We start from the raw sequence: 19,195 nt of genomic DNA, 5'->3' as shown, positions 1-19,195 counted from the left end.
CCCGGGAGCCCCCATGAGCACCATCACCACCGTCCGGTTCCTCGACGAGATCGCGGCACTCCGGCTGGCCCGGCTCGTCACCGGCGAGGTGCGCCGGACGGGGCGACACCACCTCGCCGACGGTGTGCTGGCCGCTCTCGACACGCTCCACCGTCGGCACCGCGGCCGCGACGGTTTCCTCGACGCGTTCCTCGACGCCGTGCTCGCCCGACGCCGTGACCGCTTCCGCAACCAGACCTACCTCGCGCTCCCGCTCGTCGAGCTGGTCCGGGCCGATCTCGGCGTCGACCCCGAGCGGATGGCCGCGCTGCTCATGGCCGACGTCGTGCGGCACGAGCGCCGCGCGACCGGGCTCGACGCCCGCACGCGCGACATCCGGATCCGGCACGCCACGCGCTTCGTCGCGGCGACCGACCCGGCGCTCGACGTCGACCGGCTGCCGGGCGGATGGTTCGGGCTGACGGCGCTGCCGGTGTCGCTCGAGCACGACGAGTACTTCTTCATCCGTGCGCTGCAGGCCCACGAGATGGTCTTCACGACGCTGACCGACGAGATGCGGGCGGCGACGCGGGCGCTGCGCCTGGGCGACCTCGCGGCCGCGACGGCGCGGGTGCGGCGGGCGGTCGACGTGTTCGACCGGGCCGCGATGCTGTTCCGGCTGGTCGCGACGATGCGCCCGGCCGCGTTCCACGCGTTCCGGCAGTACACCGAGGGGGCGAGCGCGATCCAGTCCGAGGCGTACAAGCGCTTCGAGCTGGCGTGCGGGACGCCGACCGCGCAGCGGTTGGTCTCCGAGGCGTTCGACAACGTGCCGGCGGTGCGGGCCGAGGCGCCGGGCCTGGACAACTTCTCGCGCGCCTGGCAGGACCTGGGCGCGCGCGGACCCGCGGCCGCCGAGCTCACCCGCGCCGTCGAGCAGTTGGAGGCCGCCCACCAGCGGTGGAAGACGACCCACCACTCGCTGGCGGCCGCGATGCTCGGCTCCGCGCACGGCTCGGGCCACACCGAGGGTGTGCCCTACCTGCGCCGGTGCCTGGAGAACCGGCTGTTCGACCTGGGTCCGGTGGCCCTGGCCGCCTAGGCGAGGATCCGCAGCGGCTGCTCCAGCAGCGCGGTGAGGTCGCGGAGGAACGCGGCGCCCGTCGCGCCGTCGATCGCGCGGTGGTCGGCCGACAGCGTCACGCGCAGGATGCGGCGCGCGGCGAACTCCCCGTCCACCACGCGGACCTCCTCGGTGGCGGCGCCGACCGCGAGGATCGCGGCCTCCGGCGGGTTGATCACGGCGGCGAACTGCTCCACGCCGAACATTCCGAGGTTGGAGATCGTGAACGTGCCGCCGGACATCTCGTCGGCCCGCAGCGTGCCGTCGCGGCCCCGCACCGCCTTGTCGCGGCCCTCCGCGGCGATCTCGGAGACGCTCTTGCGGTCGGCGTCGCGGATGACCGGGACCAGCAACCCGCCCGGGACGGCGACGGCCACCCCGAGGTGGATGCCGCGGTGGCGCAGGAGCAGGTCCCCGCCGAACGACACGTTCACGGCCGGGTGCGCGCGCAGTACCGCGGCCACGGCCTTGACCACGAGGTCGTTCAGGCTGACCTTCGGCCCGCCGGCGGCCTGCAGGGTCTCGTTGAGGCCGGCGCGGAAGGCGACCAGCTCGGTGACGTCGGCGGCCGCGGTCAGGTAGAAGTGCGGCGCCTGCTGCTTGCTCTCGGTGAGCCGCTTCGCCGCCACGCGCTGCAGGGTGGTGAGCGGCACCTCCTCGGCGTCGGCCGCGACGACCGGGGCCGGGGCGGGAGCCGGGGTGGCGGGCTCGGGCGCCGGAGCCGCCGCGGCGGCCTCGATGTCGGCGCGGATGATCCGCCCGTTCGGCCCGGTGCCGCTCACGCCCGCCAGGTCCACGCCCAGCTCCTTGGCGATCTTGCGGGCCAGCGGGGACGCCGGCGGCCGGCGCGAAGGCGCTGGAGCGGGCGCGGCGGGCGCCGGGGTGGGCGCGGGCGTGGGCTCGGCGGCGGGCGCCGGGGGAGCGGGCTCCGGCTGCGCGGCCTGCGGCGCCGGCTCGAACGCGCTGCCGCTGCCATCCCCGACCACCGCGATCGGCGTGCCGATCGGCACCCGCTCGCCCTCGGCGACGAGCACGCGCTCGAGCACGCCGTCGTCGTAGGCCTCCAGCTCCATGATCGCCTTGTCGGTCTCGATCTCGGCGAGCACGTCGCCGCTGCGGACCGGGTCGCCCTGCTGCTTGCGCCAGGTGGTGATCACGCCGTCCGCCATGGTGTCGGACAGGCGGGGCATGGTGATGTCGGGCATGGATCGTCCTCGATCGATGGGAGGGCTGGTCAGCGGCGGCGGCCGACGGCGGCGAGGGTCTCGTGCACCGCGGTCACCAGCGACTCGGCCGACGGCAGCGCGGCCTGCTCCAGCGGCTTGGCGTAGGGGAGCGGCACTTCAGCGGCGGCCACGCGGCGCACCGGGGCGTCGAGGTGGTCGAAGGCGCCGTCGGAGATGGTCGCGGCGATCTCGGCGCCGATCCCGTAGGTGAGCCAGTCGTCCTCGGCCACCACGGCGCACCCGGTCTTGCGCACCGACGCGACGATCGTGTCGCGGTCCAGCGGCCGGAGGCTGCGCAGGTCGATCACCTCCGCGGAGATCCCGGACTCGGCGTGCAGCCGCTCGGCCACCTCCCTGGCCACCGCGGCCATCCGGGAGTAGCCGACGATCGTGATGTCGCCGCCCTCCCGGGTCACCGCGGCCTTGCCGATCTCGGCGGGCTCGAGGTCGTCGGGCACCTCGCCGCGGGTGTTGTAGAGCGCGAGGTTCTCCAGGAACAGCACCGGGTCGTCGTCGCGGATCGCGGCGAGCAGCAGCGCCCGTGCGTCGGCGGGGGTGCTCGGCGCCACGACCTTCAGGCCCGGGACGAACGCGTAGTACAGCTCGATGTTCTGCGAGTGCGTGGCGCCCAGCTGCTGGCCCCCGCCGCCGGGGGTCCGGATGACCATCGGCACGCTGGTCTGCCCGCCGAACATCCCGTAGATCTTCGCGGCGTGGTTGACGATCTGGTCGAGCGCGATCAACGAGAAGTTGATCGTCATGAGCTCGACGACCGGGCGCAGCCCCAGCATGGCGGCGCCGATCGCGGCCCCGACGAACCCCTCCTCGGCGATCGGGGTGTCGCGCACCCGCTTCTCGCCGAACTCGGCCAGCAGGCCCGCGGTGATCTTGTAGGAGCCCTCGAAGACGCCGATCTCCTCCCCGATCAGGAAGACGTCGTCGTTCTTCAGCATCTCGTCGCGCAGGGTGGTGCGCAGGGCCTCGCGGTAGGTGAGGACAGACACGGTTCTTCTCTCAGAAGACCGGGTCGGCGGGCAGCCTGCGGCCCTCGCCGGACACCGGGGTGGCGTAGGTGTGGTCGAACAGCGTGGCGACGTCCGGGTGCGGGCTCGCGTCGGCGAAGGCGACGGCGGCGTCCGCGTCGGCCTGGGCGGCGGCCTCGAGCTCGGCCGCGCCGTCCTCGTCCAGCACGCCCGCGGCGATCAGGTCGGCGCGGAACCGGGCGATCGGGTCGTTCTCCCGGGCCGCGGCGGTGTCGTCGGCACTGCGGTAGCGCGCCGGGTCCACCAGCGAGTGCCCCTTGAGGCGGCTGCTCACGGCCTCCAGCAGCGCCGGCCCGCCCTTCTCGCGGGCGCGCTCGACGAGCCGGTGCGCGGCCTCGTGCACCGCGACCACGTCGGTGCCGTCCACGCGCTCGCCGTGCATCCGGTAGGCGGCGGCGCGCTTGTACAGCTCCGGCTCCGCCGACGAGCGCTCCACCGTGGTGCCCATGCCGAGGAAGTTGTTCACCACCACGAACACGATCGGCAGGTTCCACAGCGCGGCGATGTTCAGCGACTCGTGGAACGCGCCGATGTTGGTGGTGCCGTCACCCATCTGGCACACCACGACGTCGTCGCCGTCGCGGTAGTCGACGGCCAGGGCCGCGCCGGTCGCGAGCGGGACCTGGCCGCCGACGATCCCGTACCCGCCGAGCAGCCGGGCCTCGGCGTCGAACAGGTGCATCGACCCGCCCCACCCCTTGGACGTGCCGGTGGTGCGGCCGTACAGCTCGGCCATCACCCGGCTCGGGTCGATGCCCTTGGCGATCGCGTACCCGTGCTCGCGGTAGTTCGTGAACAGGTAGTCGGTGGGGCGCATGCCGGCCAGCAGGCCGACGACCGTGGCCTCCTCGCCCAGGTTGAGGTGGCAGTAGCCGCCGATCTTCGCCTGCGTGTAGCCCTGGGCGGCGCGTTCCTCGAACCGCCGGACCAGCGTCATCCGGCGGAACCAGTCGCGCAGCGTCCCCGGGTCCTCGCGGGCGAGGCGGTCCCGCGTCTGCGACGTCCTGGCGCGGCGGGTCCTGGCGCGGGGGGTCGCAGCCTGCGGCGGCGCGGTCTGGGTCGTCACATCCCGCAGTGTCGTGAGCGGGCGCGCCCATCACCATGCGCCGGTGCCCAGATCCGGCACCGCGGAACTGGGCAGATTGCCCAATCCTGGTGTCAGGGCGTGACCGGCTCCGGGGGGTCGAGCGCGGAGAGCGCGAGCGAGAGCTCGACGTAGGCGCGCCGCCCCGTCAACGGCCGACCCACGAGCGCCGAGATGCGCTGCAGCCGGTTGAGCACGGTGTTGCGGTGGCAGTACAGCCGGTGGGCGGCGTCGCCCGCCGAGCACTCGGCGGCCAGCCAGGCTGTCAGCGTCGCCAGCAGCATGTCGCGCTCCTTCGGCGGCCGCGCGAGCACCGGGCCCAGCGTGTCCTGCACGAGCCGGCGCCGCAGCTCGGGCGAGGCCACGAGCAGCGCCTCGGGCAGCCGGTCGGGCAGCGACACCAGCTCGACGGCGGTGTCGGGCACGGTGCCCAAGGCGGTGAGGGCGAGCTGGTGGGCGAGCCCCACCTGCGCGAGCCCGGCGACCGCGGGGGACGCCCCGGCCCGGCCGCGGGTGAGCGGACGGAGCCGCTCGAGCACGGTTGCGGGCGCCCGCTGCTCGAGCGCGATCACGCCGACGAGCGTGTCGGCCCGGGCCTGCCAGACCGACCGGATGCCGCCGGCGCCCAACGCCGTCTGCGGCCCGCGCAGCGCGGCCCGGCCGTCGGCGCCGTGGGCCGCCACGACCACCAGGTAGCTGCCCGCGAGGGGGAGGTCGAGCTGCTCGGCGGCCCGCCTGCGGAACGCGTCGTCCTGGGCCCGCCCGCCCAGCAGATCCTCGACGAGCGCGTGCCGGCGCTGGTCGTCGCGGCGCAGCTGCTCCAGCTCGGTGCTGCGGTAGGACGTGGACAGGGTCGAGGACAGCCCGTCGACCACCGTCCACATCGCGGTGGCGGCCTCGATGACGGCGTCCGGCCCGACCCCGCGCGCGCTCGCCCGTTCGACCAGCGCCTCCCAGACGATCCGCCCGCCGAGCCGGAACGTCCGCAGCATCACCTCGAGCGGCACGCCCTGCTCGGCCCGGTGCCTGCCGATCTCCGCGGCGACGTCGTCGCCGTCCGGACCCGGGACCTGGCCGCCGAGCACCTCCAGCACCCGCGACAGGTAGCGCCCGCACGCCTCGCGCAGGTCGGCGCGCGGGACCGGTGCGTAGTCGGTCCACTCCGGGTTGTCGGTGAAGATCGCGGCGAGCAGCCGCTCGGTCAGGACCGGGACGTCGTCGAGCGCCGCAGCCGCGAGCTCCTGCGAGCTCGGCGCAGCGAAGTCTGCCGTCGGCGCGTCCACGCCCACCGACGCTACCTCCGCCGCGGGTTGACCGGGCTCACAGCTCTACTGTGACGTGACGTGACCGCAGCGTGAACGGAGTGCTCGACGGGTTCGTCGTCGTCGGCGCCGTCATCGCCGTGGGGTACCTGGTCGGGCGGGCGGGCGTGCTCGGTCCCAGCGCCACGCAGGTGCTGTCGCGGGCCGCGTTCTACGTGGCCACGCCCGCGCTGCTGTTCGTCACGCTCACCCGCGCCGACGTCGGCGCGGTGTTCTCCGAGAGCCTCGTGGTCACGGGCGTGACCAGCTCGCTCGCCTGCCTGCTCTACGTCCCGGTGGGGCTGCTGTTGCGGCGCCCGGCAGGGGAGACGACGGTCGGGGCGATGGCGAGCGGCTACGTCAACGCCGGCAACCTCGGCCTGCCGATCGTCACCTACGCGCTGGGCGACGCCACCGAGGTCGCCCCGGTGCTGCTGTTCCAGATGGCGGTGCTCACCCCGGTGTTCGCGACGGCGTTCGACCTCGCGACGGCCCGGCCGGGCGGGGAGCGGCCCGCGCTGCTCGCCACCGTCACGGCGCCCCTGCGCAACCCGATCGCGATCGCCACCACGATCGGCCTCTCCGTCTCCGTCACCGGCGCCGTCCCGCCCCGGCCGGTGCTGGCGCCGATCGAGCTCATCGCCGACCTCGCCGTGCCCGGGATGCTGCTCGCGTTCGGGATCTCGCTGCGCGGGGCGGCCCGGCCGGGGACGGCGGGCACCGGGCCGCAGCTCGTCGCCGTGCTGATCCTCAAGAACCTCGTGCAGCCCGCCCTCGCGCTGGGGCTGGGCCTGCTGCTGGGCCTGCAGGGGCCGGAGCTGCTCGCGGTCGTCATCTGCGCGGCGCTGCCCACGGCGCAGAACGTGTTCACCTACGCGGTCCGGTTCGACGCCGGCGTCGCCCTGGGCCGGGACGCGGCGCTCGCGACGACGCTCGTCAGCGTGCCGGTGCTGGTCGGCGCCGTCGCGGTGATCACCTGATCGCCGCCGGGAACCACGGCGGCGCCGCCGACGACCACTGCGGTGATGACCACGACCACCACCCGGCCCGCCCCCGCGCGGGCACTGCTGCCCTGGCTCACCACGCTCGCCCGCCTCGTGCTCGGCGGGGTCTGGATCGTCGCGGGGGCGGCGAAGGTGGGCGACCTCGACGCGTCGGTCCGCGCGGTGCGCGCCTACCGGCTGTTGCCCGAACCTGCCGTGCAGGTGGTGGGCGCGGCCCTGCCGATGGTCGAGATCGCGCTCGGGGTGCTGCTCGTGGTGGGCCTGGGCGTGCGGGTAGGCGCGGTCCTGTCGGCGCTGCTGATGGCCGCCTTCGTCGTGGGGATCGCCTCGGCGTGGGCGCGCGGGCTGCGCATCGACTGCGGCTGCTTCGGCTCCGGCGGCGAGCTCGCGGCGGGGGAGGACCCGGCCTACGGGTGGGAGCTCGCCCGCGACGGCGCGCTGCTGCTCGTCGCGCTGGCCCTGGTCCGGTGGCCGCGCGGGCCGCTCGCCCTCGACACCCGGCTCGCCCGCTGAGCCGCTCTACAGCCCGCCGGCGCGGCGCTCCCGCCGGCCGTCGCCGTCCATGGCCGCCACCAGGTCCTCCCGCGCCCGCGCCACGCGGGAGCGGATGGTGCCGACCGGGCAGTCGCACACCTGCGCGGCCTCGGTGTAGCTCAGGTCGAGCAGCTGGGTGAGGACGAAGGCCTCGCGCCGGTCCGGGTCCAGCTCGTCGACGAGCCTGCGCAGCAGCACGCCCTCGTCGACGGCCGAGCGGGCGGGGCCGACGGCGTCCCAGTCGTCCACCGGGTTGGTCCGCGGCCTGCGCACGGCGGTGCGCACGTGGTCGGCGGCCACCCGCCGCGCGATCGACAGCAGCCACGTCCGCGCCGTCGCCCGGCCGGCGAACCGCGGCAGCGCACCCAGCGCCCGCAGGTAGGTCTCCTGCGCGAGGTCGTCGGCCTCGCGCGGGCTCGTCAGGTGCGCGACGAACCGCTGCACGTCGCGCTGGGTGGCCCGGACGAACCGGGCGAGCGCGGCCCGGTCCCCGCGACCCGCGGCGAACGCCAGCGCGGTGAGCTCGGCGTCGTCGCAGCGATCGGCCATGCGCGCACAGTAGCGGGGGGCGCCGGGAACCGGCGGGCGCGGTCGGACGACCATTCCCGGTGTGACGGGCCCCGAGATGACGTGTGCGGACTGCCGGGAGGCGATCTCGGCGCGGCTGGACGGCGAGGAGCTGCCCGGGGAGGCCGCCGCGGTCGACGCGCACCTCGACGCGTGCCCCGCCTGCCGGGAGTTCGCCGAGCGGGCCGCCCGGGTCACGCGGCTCACCCGCACCCGGCCCGCCGAGGACGGTCCCGACCTGGTCGCCGCCGTGGTCGCCGCCGCTCCCGCCCCCCGGCGCGCCCCGGGCCTGCTGCGCGCGGCGCTGGCGGCCGTGGGCGTGGGGCAGCTCGGGCTCGCGGTGAGCGGGGTGGTGGCGGCGGCCGGGGCGGCGCACCACGGCGGCGGGCTGGCGGGGGCGAGCACCGCGCACTTCTCCCACGAGAGCGCGGCCTGGAACCTCGCCATCGCGGTCGCGTTCCTGTGGGTCGCGTCCAGCCGGTCGCGGGGCTCCGCGCTCGTGTCGATGCTCGGCGCGTTCGTCGCTGCGCTCACCCTGCTCAGCGGCGTCGACCTGCTGGTCGGCCGGGTGGAGCCGGGCCGTCTGCTGACGCACGGGCTGGTCGTCGCCGGGCTGGTCCTCGTGGTCGCGCTGCGGCGGGTGACGCCCGGCGGCGACGGCACCCCGCGCGCGCAGCGCCCCGACGGGCATCGGCCGGCGGCGGAGTCGTCGCCGGCGATCCCGCCCGCCCCCCGCGACGACGGCCTCGCCCCCTCGGCGCGCCACCGAGCCGCGTGATCGCGGGAACCGGGACGCCGCGGCCGCCGACCACTGCCGTGTGAGCAACGATCGGCAGGACTCGTGATGGCGGCGAACCGGACGGCGCACCGACGGCGCCCCGCTGCGGTGGGACGGCGCCGCGGCCCGTCGGGCTGGGCGGTGGCGGCGGTGGTGACGCTCGTGCTGTTCGCCGGTGCCGTCGGGGTGGGCGTGTACCGGGCGCAGCAGGCGGACGCGCTCGTCGTCCCGGCGGGGGCGACGGCCACGGGCGTCGCCGTGGGCTCGCCGGACGCCCCCGTGACCGTCGACGTCTACCTCGACTTCCAGTGCCCGGCCTGCCGCGCCTACGAGGCGCAGTCGGGTGCGACGCTGGACGAGCTGGTGGCGGCGGGCGCGGCGCGGGTGGTCTACCACCCGGTCGCCTACCTCGACCGCTTCTCCTCCACCCGGTACGCGAGCCGGTCGTCGGCGGCGGCGGGATGTGCGGCCGAGGCGGGCGTCTATCCGCGGTTCCAGGCGCTGCTGTTCGCCCACCAGCCGCCGGAGAACACGGCGGGGTTGCCCGACGAGCGGCTCGTCGCCCTCGGCGAGCAGGCGGGCGCCGGGCCGGACTTCGGCACCTGCGTGGCGGAGGAGCGCTACGCGGCGTGGACCGCGCACGAGACCGACGAGGCCTCCCGGGCCGGGATCACCGCGACGCCGACCGTGCTCGTGGACGGCCGGGAGATCGCGCGCACCGACGAGGCGCTGCGGGCGGCGGTGCCCATTCCGTGATCCGGGCAGCGGCCGGTCGCCCCGTGCGCCCCGTCTCGGCTCATGCCCCCCGTCGACGGGGGGCAGCGGCGGACACGAGGCGCATGGACGGTCGCCTGCGGGCATAACCGGGTGGGGCCTCGTGTTGAGCGGGTAGTTAGTTGCGAGGTCAAGCAATCGGGAGGCCGCGATGCAGTTCGGAATCTTCTCGGTCGGGGACGTCACCCCCGACCCCACCACGGGTCGCGCCCCGACCGAGGCGGAACGGATCAAGGCGATGGTGACGATCGCGCTCAAGGCCGAGGAGGTGGGCCTGGACGTGTTCGCCACCGGGGAGCACCACAACCCGCCGTTCGTGCCGTCCTCGCCGACCACGATGCTCGGCTACATCGCCGCGCGCACGCAGCGGCTGCAGCTGTCCACGGCGACCACGCTGATCACCACCAACGACCCGGTGAAGATCGCCGAGGACTACGCGATGCTGCAGCACCTCGCCGACGGCCGCGTGGACCTCATGCTCGGCCGCGGCAACACCGGGCCGGTCTACCCCTGGTTCGGCCAGGACATCCGCGACGGCATCCCGCTCGCCGTCGAGAACTACGCGCTGCTGCGGCGGCTGTGGCACGAGGACGTCGTGGACTGGGAAGGCCGGTTCCGTACCCCGCTGCAGAGCTTCACCTCGACCCCGCGCCCGCTCGACGGGGTGCCGCCGTTCGTATGGCACGGCTCGATCCGCAGCCCGGAGATCGCCGAGCAGGCCGCCTACTACGGCGACGGCTTCTTCCACAACCACATCTTCTGGCCCAGCGAGCACACCCGCCGGATGGTGGAGTTCTACCGCCGCCGGTTCGAGCACCACGGGCACGGGCCGGCCGACCGGGCGATCGTCGGTCTGGGCGGGCAGGTGTTCATGCGCAGGAACAGCCAGGACGCCGTCCGGGAGTTCCGGCCCTACTTCGACAACGCGCCGGTCTACGGCCACGGGCCGTCGCTGGAGGACTTCAGCCGCGAGACGCCGCTGACCGTCGGCAGCCCGCAGGAGGTCATCGACCGCACCCTGGGATTCCGCGAGTACGTCGGCGACTACCAGCGGCAGCTGTTCCTCACCGACCACGCGGGCCTGCCACTGAAGACGGTGCTGGAGCAGCTGGACCTGCTGGGCGAGGAGGTGGTGCCGGTGTTGCGCACGGAGTTCGCCGCGCTCAAGCCGGCGCACGTCCCGGACGCCCCGACGCACGCGAGCCTGCTCGCGCAGCGGAACACCGCGGAGGTGGGCGCATGACGACCCGCACGCTCGCCGTCGTGAGCGCGGGGGTGTCCGTGCCCTCGTCCACGCGGCTGCTGGCCGACCGCCTCGCGGCAGCGACCGCCGGGGCACTGCGGGAGCGCGGGTCGACCCGCAGGTCGACGTCGTCGAGCTGCGTGACCACGGCCGGGAGCTGGTCGACGCGGTGCTGACCGGCTTCCCGGCGCCCGGGCTGCGCGCCGCGCTCGACACCGTCGCCGCCGCGGACGGCCTGATCGCGGTCACGCCGACCTTCTCCGCCTCCTACAACGGGCTGTTCAAGATGCTGTTCGACGTGCTGGAGCCCGACGTGCTGACGGGCAGGCCGACGCTGCTCGGCGCCACCGGCGGCACGGCCCGGCACTCGCTGGCGCTCGAGCACGCGGTCCGGCCGCTGCTGACCCACCTGCGGGCCGTGTCCGTGCCGACGGCGGTGTTCGCGGCGCCCGAGGACTTACAGGCACTCTGTTCGTGCCGGGCCGGTGGGGACCACAGCGGCCCGAGCCTCGCCGACCGCATCGACCGTGCGGCCGGGGAGCTCGCCGACCTCGTGGCCGCCCGCGCGGCGGCGCGGCCCGCCGACCCGTTCGCCGCCGCGCCGTCGTTCGAGGACCTGCTCCGCGGGGCCTGACTCGCCCCCCGGAACAGCGCTCAGACCGTGGCGTCGAGGACGACCTGCCCGTCCGGGCCGATCACCTGGACGCTCGCGGCGTCGGCGCGCAGGACCGAGGAGTTGAGGTTGCAGCGCATCTCGTCCTCCCCGGTGCCGATGAACTGGCCCGCGCTGACCGTGCGGCCTGCGTCGTCGGTGACGGTCACCGCGTAGGTGGCGCCGCGGGTGAACCCGGTGGCGGTGAGCTTCACCTCGACGCCCCAGGTGTGCGGGACGAGGGCCGCCTCCGCGTCCACCGCCGGGTTCAGCGCCCGGACGGCCACCGGCTCGAGCGGGACCGTCGGGCCACGGCCCGTGGTGCCCGCCGTGTAGCCGGCCACGGCCGCGACGACCACGGCAGCGGCCGCGATCGCGGGCCACCAGCGGCGCAACACGCCTCCGCTGCCTGCTGGCTCGTGCGCCGCCCGCACCTCGGCCAGCAGCTCGGGGGGCAGCGGCGGTGGTTCCGTGGCACCCGTGTCGTCGTCGAGCTCGTCGAGGCGCAGCCGGTGCCGCGAGGCGCCCAGCAGCCCGGCGACCGGCGCGATCTCCTCCAGCTCGGCCCGGCATGTCGCGCAGACCGGCAGGTGCTCGTGCATCGCCCGCCACCGCTGCCCGGACAGCTGGCCCAGCGCGTAGGCACCGAGCTGCTCCCGCAGCACCCGGTGCGACTCGACCGTCACAGCTGCACTCCCATCTCGTCGAGCGCCACGCGCAGCGCCTTCAGCCCGTAGAACACGCGGCTGCGCACGGTTCCGACCGGGATCCCGAGCTCGGCGGCGACCTCCGCGTACGGCCTGCCGCGCAGGTAGGTCTCGACCAGCACCACGCGGTGCTCGGGGCTGAGCCGCCGCAGCGCCTCCTCGAGCGTCCAGGCCGTCATCGTGGCCTCGGCGAACCCGCCGTCCCCACCGGCCAGCGCGACGAGGTCGGGATCGGCCACCGGCGTGGCCGGGCGAACGGCGCGGTGTCGGGCGTGGTCGACCACGAGGTTGCGCGCGATGGCGAACAGCCAGCCGCGCAGTGACGTGCGCCGGGCGTCGAAGGTGTCGGCGGCGCGCCAGGCCCGCACGAACACCTCCTGGACGACGTCCTCGGCGGCGCCGTGGTCGCCCAGCCTGCGCAGCGCGAAGCGGAACAGCTCACCGGCGTACGCCCGGTGGGCCGCACGCAGGGACCGCTCGTCACGCAGACCGATCTCCTCACCGCTGTCCGCCGCCGCCGTTTCCATCGAACGTAGTACGCACCAGGGCTGCGTCCCGTTCATCCGGATCCGGCGAGGATCTCACGATCGGGTGAACGCCGGGGCGGTCCCGCCCGTATCCACCGCCGACGGTGTCCTCGGACGAGGGAGTGGACGTGCGGAAACGATCAATGGCCGGAGTGGCTGTCGCAGCCCTGACCTGCAGCGTGCTGAGCACGACGTCGGCGTGGGCCGATGATTCGCCCGGCAAGGGCTCGATCTTGCGGGTCGACACCCATGCGGACAGGGCGGACGCCCACCCCGGCGACGGGGAGTGCGCCGACGCGCACGGGGACTGCTCGCTGCGCGCCGCGGTGCAGGAGGCGAACGCTGCCGGCGGCGGGGAGATCCGGCTCGACCGCGGCACGTACGAGCTCACGATCGACGGGCGCGACGAGGACGCCTCCGCGACCGGCGACCTCGACGTGACCACGCGGATCGCGATCCACGGCGACGACGCCACGGTCGACGCCCGCGGTATCGACCGCGTGCTCGACGTCGCCGCGGGCGCCCACCTGCGGCTGGACGAGGTGACGATCACCGGGGGCGCCGCCGAGGGCACCGGGCTCCCGGCCTCCGGCGGCGGTGTGCGCAACGCCGGTGAGCTCGAGGTGCACGACAGCACCATCACCTGCAACACGGCGGTCCGCGCGGGCGGGGGGATCGAGGCGAGCGCGGACTCGACCACGACGATCTCGCGCTCCACGTTGTCGAAGAACTCGACGGGTCCGGGCCCGGGCAACGGCGGCGGGCTGCACATCACCGCGTCCGGCACGGTCACCGTCGATCGCAGCACGGTCACCGGCAACACCGCGGCCGCGGAGGGCGGCGGGCTCTGGAACGACACCGGCTCGACGATGCACGTGTCGCGCAGCGTGATCAGCGACAACACCGCGAGCGGGCCCGAGGCCACCAACGGCGGCGGCGGCCTCTTCACGATCGGCGGCGAGCTCGTCGTCGACCGGTCCGAGATCCGCGGCAACTCCGCCGACGGCACCTCCGGCTCCGGCGGCGGCATCCTCAACGACGCCGGCACGCTCGTCGTCGAGCGCTCGGTGATCGAGCACAACAGCGCCTCCCGCGCGGGCGGCGGCATCGAGGCCAACGTGGGCACCACGACGCTCGACCGCACGGTCCTGACGCGCAACACCACCGGTGCGAACCCGGGCAACGGCGGCGGCCTGCACCTCACCGGGGCCGGCACGGTGACCATCGACCGCGGCACCGTCACCCGCAACACGGCCGCGGCCGAGGGCGGCGGGCTGTGGAACTCCGCGCCCGGCACGATGACCGTGCCGCGCACCGAGATCCGCCGCAACAGCGCCCCGGTCGGCCCGGACGTGTTCCAGGACGGCCAGGGCACCGGGTTCACCGTCGACGGCGAGGTCGTGCCGCCGACGGAGGGCTGACTGCGCGAGTCGCCCGGAATCCGCGGGCGAGTCGCCCGGAATCCGCGGGCGAGTCGCCCGGAATCCGCGGGCGAGTCGCCCTGCTCACGTCGGGGGTGGTTCGGTCGGCGGTGGCGTGCAGGATTGCCGTCGACCGGACCCGTGAGCGAGGAGACCGCGTGCCACTGCTGCGCCCCGGGCTGTGCTCGGTCACCCTCCGGGCGCTGCCCGTCGAGCAGGTCGTCGCGGTCGCGGCGCGGACGGGGCTGGAGGCGATCGAGTGGGGCGCCGATGTGCACGCCCCGCCGGACGACGCGGTCGCGGTCGCCACGGCGGTCCGGTGCACTGCGAAGGCCGGGCTCGCGGTGGCCTCCTACGGCTCGTACCTGCGGCTGTGCGGCGACGAGGAGCGGCACGCCGGCGTCGTCACCGCGGCCGTCGCGCTCGGCGCTCCGCGCATCCGGGTGTGGGCGGGGGAGCGCGGGTCGGCCGCGGCGAGCGCGCAGGAGCGGCACATGGTCGTCCGTGGTGCGCGGGCGCTCGCCGCGCGGGCCGCGGACGCCGGGCTGACCGTGGGGTTCGAGTTCCACGGCGGCACCCTGACCGACACCGTCGCCTCCACGCTGCGCCTGCTGGAGGAGGTGGACCACCCCGCCGTGGGCACGTACTGGCAGCCGCCGCAGGGGATGCCCGACGACGAGGCGGTCGAGGGTCTGCGCCGGGTCGCCCCGCACGTCGTCGCGGTCCACGCGTTCAGCTGGTGGCCCCGGGCGGAGCGGCACCCGCTCACCGCGCGCCAGGAGCTGTGGACGCGGGTCGTCGCCGAGCTCACGACCCGCGGTGTGCCCACCGACATGCTGCTGGAGTTCGTCCCGGCCGACGACCCGGCCCGGGTCGCGCGCGACGCCGCCGCGCGGCGGCGCCTCCTCGCATGAACCCGCCGCCCGCGCCGCTCCCGGTCGTCGCCGTGCCCGGGCTCGGGCTGTCCCGCGCCGCGCCGCGGTACACCCTGGACCGGCTCCCCACGCTGGGCACGGCTGTCGTCGAGCTGCCCGGCTTCGGGCAGCCCGCCGGGTGCGCCACCCCGCTCGCCGTGGGCGACCTCGCCGACCTGCTGCTCGCCCGGCTGACCCGGCTCGGGCTCGACCGGGCGGTGCTGTTCGGCCACTCCGCCAGCTGCCAGCTCGTCGCGCAGGCCGCGGCGCAGGCGCCGCAGCGCGTGGCCGCGCTCGTGCTCGTCGGGCCGACCACCGACCCCCGCGCAGGAGGCTGGGCGGGGCTCACGGGCCGCTGGCTGCGCACCGCGGTGTGGGAGCGGCCGTGGCAGGTGCCCCAGCTCGTCCGTGACTACCACCACACCGGGTTCGCGACCATCGCCCGCGCCATGGACGACGCGCGCCGGCACCGGATCGACCAGGCGCTCGCTGCCGTCGCCTGCCCGGTGCTCCTGCTGCGCGGCAGGCACGACCGGATCGCCCCGTCGGACTGGCTGTCGGCCCTCGCCGCGGTGGCGCCGCACGCGCGAGCCGAGACCCTGCCCGCCGGCGCGCACATGGTGCCGTTGACCCATCCGGCGGCGGTCGCGGCGCGCATCCGCGCCTTCGTCGTCGTCCCGCCCGCCTTCGCCTGAGCGATCCCGGGTTTCCGCCGGGTGACCGAACGGGCACCTCCTTCCGGAGGCGACCGCGACCAGCATCATCGGCGCCTACGGCGGGCTGGTGTACCTCTCGACGGTGCTCGGGGCGTGGATCGCCGACCGGCTGCTCGGCTCGGAGCGCACCCTGTTCCGGAGCGCCGTGCTGATCATGCTCGGGCACATCAGCCTGGCGCTGCTGCCCGGGTTGCTCGGCGTGGCCGTGGGCCTGTGCCTCGTCGGGCTGGGCAGCGGCGGCCTCAAGGCCAACGCCACCTCGCTCGTCGGGGCCCTCTACCCGGAGGGCGACGACCGCCGCGACGCCGGTTTCTCGATCTTCTACATGGGCATCAACATCGGCGCGCTCGTCGGCCCGCTGCTCACCGGGCTCGCCCGCAGCTGGTACGGCTTTCACGTCGGGTTCGGGCTCGCCGCGATCGGCATGGCCATCGGGCTGGTGCAGTACAGCATGGGCCGCCGCAACCTCGCGGCGAGCGGTGGCGAGGTGCCCAACCCGCTTGCCGGTCGCGAGGTGCCGAAGGTGCTCGTCGGCGCCGCAGCCCTGGTCGTGCTGATCGTCGTCGCGGTGCTGACCGGCCTCGTCACGCTCGGCACGCTCGCCGCCGTCGTCACCGCGGCGATCGTCGTGGCCGCGGTCGGCTACTTCGCGCTGATCCTGGGCAGCCGCAAGATCACCGCGGCGGAGCGCAGCCGCGTGGTCGCGTTCATCCCGATGTTCATCGCGAGCTTCGCGTTCTGGTCGCTGTTCCAGCAGCAGTTCACCGTGGTGGCGATCTACGCCGAGTCGCGGATCGACCGCACGTTCTTCGATTTCACGATGCCGCCGGCCTGGGTCACCTCGATCAACCCGATCTTCATCATCCTGCTCGCCCCGGTCTTCGCCGCGCTGTGGACGAAGCTCGGCCCGCGCCAACCGTCCACCCCGATCAAGTTCGCGCTCGGCGTGGTGGGCATGGGCGTCGCGTTCCTGATCTTCCTGACGATGGCGGGCACCACGGGCGCGACGAGCCCGCTGGGCCTCGTGGTGATCCTGCTGTTCTTCACCATCGCCGAGCTGCTGCTCTCCCCGATCGGGCTGTCGCTGTCGACGAAGCTCGCCCCGGCCGCCTTCCGCACCCAGATGGTGGCGCTGTTCTTCCTGTCGGTCGCGGCGGGCTCGTCGCTGGCGGGTGTGCTGGCCGGGTACTACACCCCGGAGAACGAGGTCGCCTACTTCAGCACGGTGGGCGGCGCCGCGATCGTGCTCGGCGGGCTGATCGCGCTGATCAGCCCGTGGGTGAAGCGGCGGATGCCGGGCGTGCTCTGAGACCGGGTGGGCCTACCAGATCAGCCCCGCCGCGCAGGTGGCGACCAGTAGGCCGCCGACGACGGGGAGGAAGAGCCGGCGCGCCAGATCGATCACCGGGACGCCGGTGATCCCGGCGACCGCGATCAGCGTGGACCAGATCACTAGCGTCCCCCCGCCCACCCATGTGGAGCCGTTCTGGGCGACCGCGGCCAGCGTGGCCGGGTCGACGCCGGTCTCGCCGCCGATCGCGGCGGCGAGCGTGCCGGTGAAGGGCAGCCCCGGCCAGCCGTTGCCGTCCAGGCCGAGCACCATGCCGACGACCAGCAGCGTGAGCAGCGCGACGAACGGGTTGTCCGGGATGTAGCCCTGCACGATCGCCACGGCGTCGAGCAGCAGGCTGGGCGCCGCGGCGTCCTCCGGCAGGCCGAGGATCCGCCCGGAGAAGTCGCCGAGCCCGACGTAGACGAAGCCCGCGACCGGGATGACCATGCCCATGATCCGGAAGGCGAACGCGACGCCGTGCACGAAGTGCTCTGCGGACCGTTCGAACCAGCCGCGCCCGGTGGACACGGCCGTGACGGCGATGAGCAGCAGCGCGGCGGTGCCGCCGACCAGCGGTGCGCCCGCGCCGTCGTCCAGCGCCGGAACGAGCGAGGTGAACCGGTCGAGCAGGATGAACACCAGGAGCGCCCCGAAGCAGATCGGCACGGCCAGCGCGAGCGCCCGGCGCCGCCGCTCGGTGATCTCCACGCGGTGGCCGTCGTCGAGGTCGATCTCCTGGTCGAATCCGGACGTCCCCGCGCTGCCGGTGGCCGGAGCGGGCGGCGTGGTGCCGGTGGTGCCGCCGACCGCCGAGAGCATCGGGGCCTGCGCCTGCCCGGTCGTGGTGAGGGTGCGGCGTACCGTCATGACGTAGGCGACCGCGAGCGCGAACACGCCGGTGATCAGGGAAATCACGAGCGCACGGTCGGCGATCGCGCTCGCGGGCACCCCGGCACCCTGGGCGGACAGCTCCGGCGCCACCCCGAGGATGTAGTCCGACGACAGCGCCATGCCCTGCCCGGCGATCGCGATGGCGATCGCGGCCCCCATCGGGGAGAGCCCGACCCGCAGGGCGGCCGGGATGAGGATCGCGGCGAGCAGGGGGGGCACCGGAGTCGGCCAGAACACCAGCGAGAGCACGAACGTGATCGCCGCCAGCACGACGTAGGCGACCGGGGCGTTCCACATCAGCCGCTGGAACGGGCGCACCATGGGCTCGTCCGCCCCGGTCGCGCGCAGCGCCTGGATGAGCGACGTCATGACCGCGATGATCAGGAAGATCGTCAGCAGCTCGCTCGTGGACGCGATCGCGGCCCTGAAGACCGCGCTGACGCCGGTGGTGACGCTCCCGGTGAGCGCGGTCGCGGTGAGGAACGTGAGCCCGATCGCGGGCGCGACGACGTTCTTCCTGAGCACGACGAGCACGATGAGCAGGACGATTCCGGCGAGGTAGATTCCGTGGGCAGCGCTGGGAGCCATACGTGCACCTCCGGCGGGTCGGTGGACGACATGAGGAGCGGGCTCGGCGGTGTGCGGCGGATGTGCGCAGTTCTCCCGCGGCGCCGAAGTGCACGTCAGATTCGCACCCCGGGAACCGTCCGATCCAGAGGGATCATGCACCAGGAATGTTTCCGTGTTTGTGCACGATGTCCGCTGTGGGTTGACCTGTTCGACACATTCCTGGGCGCTGTGTCCCGGCCGGGTGATCACATCTGTGCAGAATCGCCATGGTGCGCCGGTGCGGCGCCGGTCGAGACTGGCGGGACGTCCACGTCCACAGGGGAGGCCGCATGACCGGGATTCAGGAGATCTCCGACCGCCGGATCGCGGTGAACGGCGTCGAGCTCGGCGTGCAGGTGGCCGGGTCCGGCCCGCCGGTCGTGTTCGTGCACGGCTCGCTCGACGACCACGGCGCATGGGAGCGGGTCGTGCCCCGGCTGACCGCCGAGCACACAGTGGTCACCTACGACCGGCGCGGCCACGGCGGCAGCACCTGCCCGCCGGGGCAGGGCCGCATCTCCGAGGACGTCGAGGACCTCGCCGGGCTGCTGCGTGCCATGGACCTGGAGGCGCCGCTCGTGGTCGGGCACTCCTACGGGTCGAGCACCACGATGCTGCTCGGCGCCGCGCACCCCGAGCTGACCGGCGGCCTGCTCGTGCACGAACCGCCGCTGTTCACCCTGTTGCGCGACGACCCGGCGACCCGGCCGCTCGCCGAGGAGGCGGCCGGGCACCTGCGCCGGGCCGCGGAGCTCATCACGGCGGGCGC

The 19,195-nt window shown here is 74.7% G+C and carries 18 protein-coding genes and 2 pseudogenes; 12 read left to right on the top strand and 8 right to left on the bottom strand.

Annotation, left to right across the window (positions count from 1 at the left end; translation table 11 throughout):
- The first annotated feature begins 13 nt into the window (after positions 1-13).
- Positions 14-1,081, top strand: a complete 1,068-nt coding sequence (locus tag KME75_RS11585) for a tryptophan 2,3-dioxygenase family protein (protein ID WP_219414605.1) — start codon at positions 14-16, stop codon at positions 1,079-1,081.
- Here KME75_RS11585 and KME75_RS11580 read toward each other — a convergent pair.
- From KME75_RS11580 to KME75_RS11565, 4 genes are all read right to left on the bottom strand, one after another.
- On the bottom strand, positions 1,078-2,307 hold the full coding sequence (locus KME75_RS11580; RefSeq protein ID WP_219414604.1) for a dihydrolipoamide acetyltransferase family protein: 1,230 nt from the start codon (positions 2,305-2,307) through the stop codon (positions 1,078-1,080). The two genes, KME75_RS11585 and KME75_RS11580, sit on opposite strands and share 4 nt — an antisense overlap.
- Before the next feature lie 29 nt (positions 2,308-2,336).
- Positions 2,337-3,332 (bottom strand): alpha-ketoacid dehydrogenase subunit beta, encoded by a 996-nt coding sequence (locus KME75_RS11575; RefSeq protein WP_219414603.1) that lies wholly within the window; start codon positions 3,330-3,332, stop codon positions 2,337-2,339.
- Positions 3,333-3,342: 10 nt separating this feature from the next.
- The gene (gene pdhA, locus KME75_RS11570; protein WP_308282710.1) at positions 3,343-4,437 is read right to left on the bottom strand and encodes a pyruvate dehydrogenase (acetyl-transferring) E1 component subunit alpha; all 1,095 of its coding nucleotides are present in this window, start codon (positions 4,435-4,437) and stop codon (positions 3,343-3,345) included.
- A gap of 92 nt (positions 4,438-4,529) precedes the next feature.
- Complete coding sequence (locus tag KME75_RS11565; protein ID WP_219414602.1) at positions 4,530-5,738, bottom strand: PucR family transcriptional regulator; 1,209 nt, start codon at positions 5,736-5,738, stop codon at positions 4,530-4,532.
- Positions 5,739-5,809: 71 nt separating this feature from the next.
- Between KME75_RS11565 and KME75_RS11560 the strand changes: the two genes are divergently transcribed.
- Positions 5,810-6,736: an AEC family transporter gene (locus KME75_RS11560; RefSeq protein ID WP_219414601.1), complete on the top strand. Its 927-nt coding sequence runs from the start codon at positions 5,810-5,812 to the stop codon at positions 6,734-6,736.
- 45 nt (positions 6,737-6,781) lie between these two features.
- Positions 6,782-7,273 carry a MauE/DoxX family redox-associated membrane protein gene (locus KME75_RS11555; RefSeq protein ID WP_219414600.1) on the top strand — a complete coding sequence of 164 codons (492 nt, stop codon included), beginning with the start codon at positions 6,782-6,784 and terminating at the stop codon, positions 7,271-7,273.
- A gap of 6 nt (positions 7,274-7,279) precedes the next feature.
- On the opposite strand, the gene KME75_RS11550 is transcribed toward KME75_RS11555, so the two are convergent.
- Positions 7,280-7,843 (bottom strand): sigma-70 family RNA polymerase sigma factor, encoded by a 564-nt coding sequence (locus KME75_RS11550; protein ID WP_219414599.1) that lies wholly within the window; start codon positions 7,841-7,843, stop codon positions 7,280-7,282.
- A 61-nt stretch (positions 7,844-7,904) separates the two neighbouring features.
- Here KME75_RS11550 and KME75_RS11545 point away from each other — a divergent pair, with 61 nt between their 5' ends.
- The 4 genes and pseudogenes from KME75_RS11545 to KME75_RS11530 all read left to right on the top strand — a co-directional run bounded on the left by KME75_RS11545 (position 7,905) and on the right by KME75_RS11530 (position 11,290).
- Complete coding sequence (locus KME75_RS11545) at positions 7,905-8,639, top strand: zf-HC2 domain-containing protein (protein ID WP_219414598.1); 735 nt, start codon at positions 7,905-7,907, stop codon at positions 8,637-8,639.
- A 66-nt stretch (positions 8,640-8,705) separates the two neighbouring features.
- On the top strand, positions 8,706-9,395 hold the full coding sequence (locus KME75_RS11540; protein WP_219414597.1) for a DsbA family protein: 690 nt from the start codon (positions 8,706-8,708) through the stop codon (positions 9,393-9,395).
- A 169-nt stretch (positions 9,396-9,564) separates the two neighbouring features.
- Positions 9,565-10,656, top strand: a complete 1,092-nt coding sequence (locus KME75_RS11535) for an LLM class flavin-dependent oxidoreductase (protein WP_219414596.1) — start codon at positions 9,565-9,567, stop codon at positions 10,654-10,656.
- Positions 10,653-11,290, top strand: a pseudogene (locus KME75_RS11530) (CE1759 family FMN reductase). Before KME75_RS11535 ends, KME75_RS11530 begins: the two are co-directional and overlap by 4 nt.
- 20 nt (positions 11,291-11,310) lie before the next feature.
- On the opposite strand, the gene KME75_RS11525 reads toward KME75_RS11530, so the two are convergent.
- Both KME75_RS11525 and KME75_RS11520 read right to left on the bottom strand, forming a co-directional pair.
- Positions 11,311-11,994: an anti-sigma factor gene (locus KME75_RS11525; RefSeq protein WP_308282707.1), complete on the bottom strand. Its 684-nt coding sequence runs from the start codon at positions 11,992-11,994 to the stop codon at positions 11,311-11,313.
- Positions 11,991-12,542, bottom strand: coding sequence for a sigma-70 family RNA polymerase sigma factor (locus KME75_RS11520; RefSeq protein ID WP_219414595.1), 552 nt, complete (start codon positions 12,540-12,542; stop codon positions 11,991-11,993). The genes KME75_RS11525 and KME75_RS11520 overlap by 4 nt, the downstream gene beginning before the upstream one ends.
- Before the next feature lie 152 nt (positions 12,543-12,694).
- Between KME75_RS11520 and KME75_RS11515 the strand changes: the two genes are divergently transcribed.
- The 4 genes and pseudogenes from KME75_RS11515 to KME75_RS11500 form a co-directional block, all read left to right on the top strand.
- Positions 12,695-13,963, top strand: a complete 1,269-nt coding sequence (locus tag KME75_RS11515) for a right-handed parallel beta-helix repeat-containing protein (protein ID WP_219414594.1) — start codon at positions 12,695-12,697, stop codon at positions 13,961-13,963.
- A 158-nt stretch (positions 13,964-14,121) separates the two neighbouring features.
- Entirely contained in the window at positions 14,122-14,877 is a 756-nt protein-coding gene (locus KME75_RS11510; RefSeq protein ID WP_308282706.1) for a sugar phosphate isomerase/epimerase family protein, read from the top strand.
- Entirely contained in the window at positions 14,874-15,572 is a 699-nt protein-coding gene (locus KME75_RS11505) for an alpha/beta fold hydrolase (protein WP_219414593.1), read from the top strand. The genes KME75_RS11510 and KME75_RS11505 overlap by 4 nt, the downstream gene beginning before the upstream one ends.
- A gap of 40 nt (positions 15,573-15,612) precedes the next feature.
- Positions 15,613-16,902, top strand: a pseudogene (locus tag KME75_RS11500) (peptide MFS transporter); the annotation flags it as partial.
- Between the two features lie 12 nt (positions 16,903-16,914).
- Here KME75_RS11500 and KME75_RS11495 read toward each other — a convergent pair.
- Complete coding sequence (locus KME75_RS11495; protein ID WP_219414592.1) at positions 16,915-18,405, bottom strand: hypothetical protein; 1,491 nt, start codon at positions 18,403-18,405, stop codon at positions 16,915-16,917.
- Positions 18,406-18,716: 311 nt separating this feature from the next.
- Here KME75_RS11495 and KME75_RS11490 point away from each other — a divergent pair.
- Positions 18,717-19,195 (top strand): alpha/beta fold hydrolase (locus tag KME75_RS11490; protein WP_219414591.1); only part of this gene is annotated, 479 nt, incomplete at its 3' end.

The sequence above is a fragment of the Pseudonocardia nigra genome (assembly GCF_019396355.1).
In the GTDB taxonomy this organism is placed as follows: domain Bacteria; phylum Actinomycetota; class Actinomycetes; order Mycobacteriales; family Pseudonocardiaceae; genus Pseudonocardia; species Pseudonocardia nigra.
This window is presented reverse-complemented; position numbering and strand designations above follow the sequence as displayed.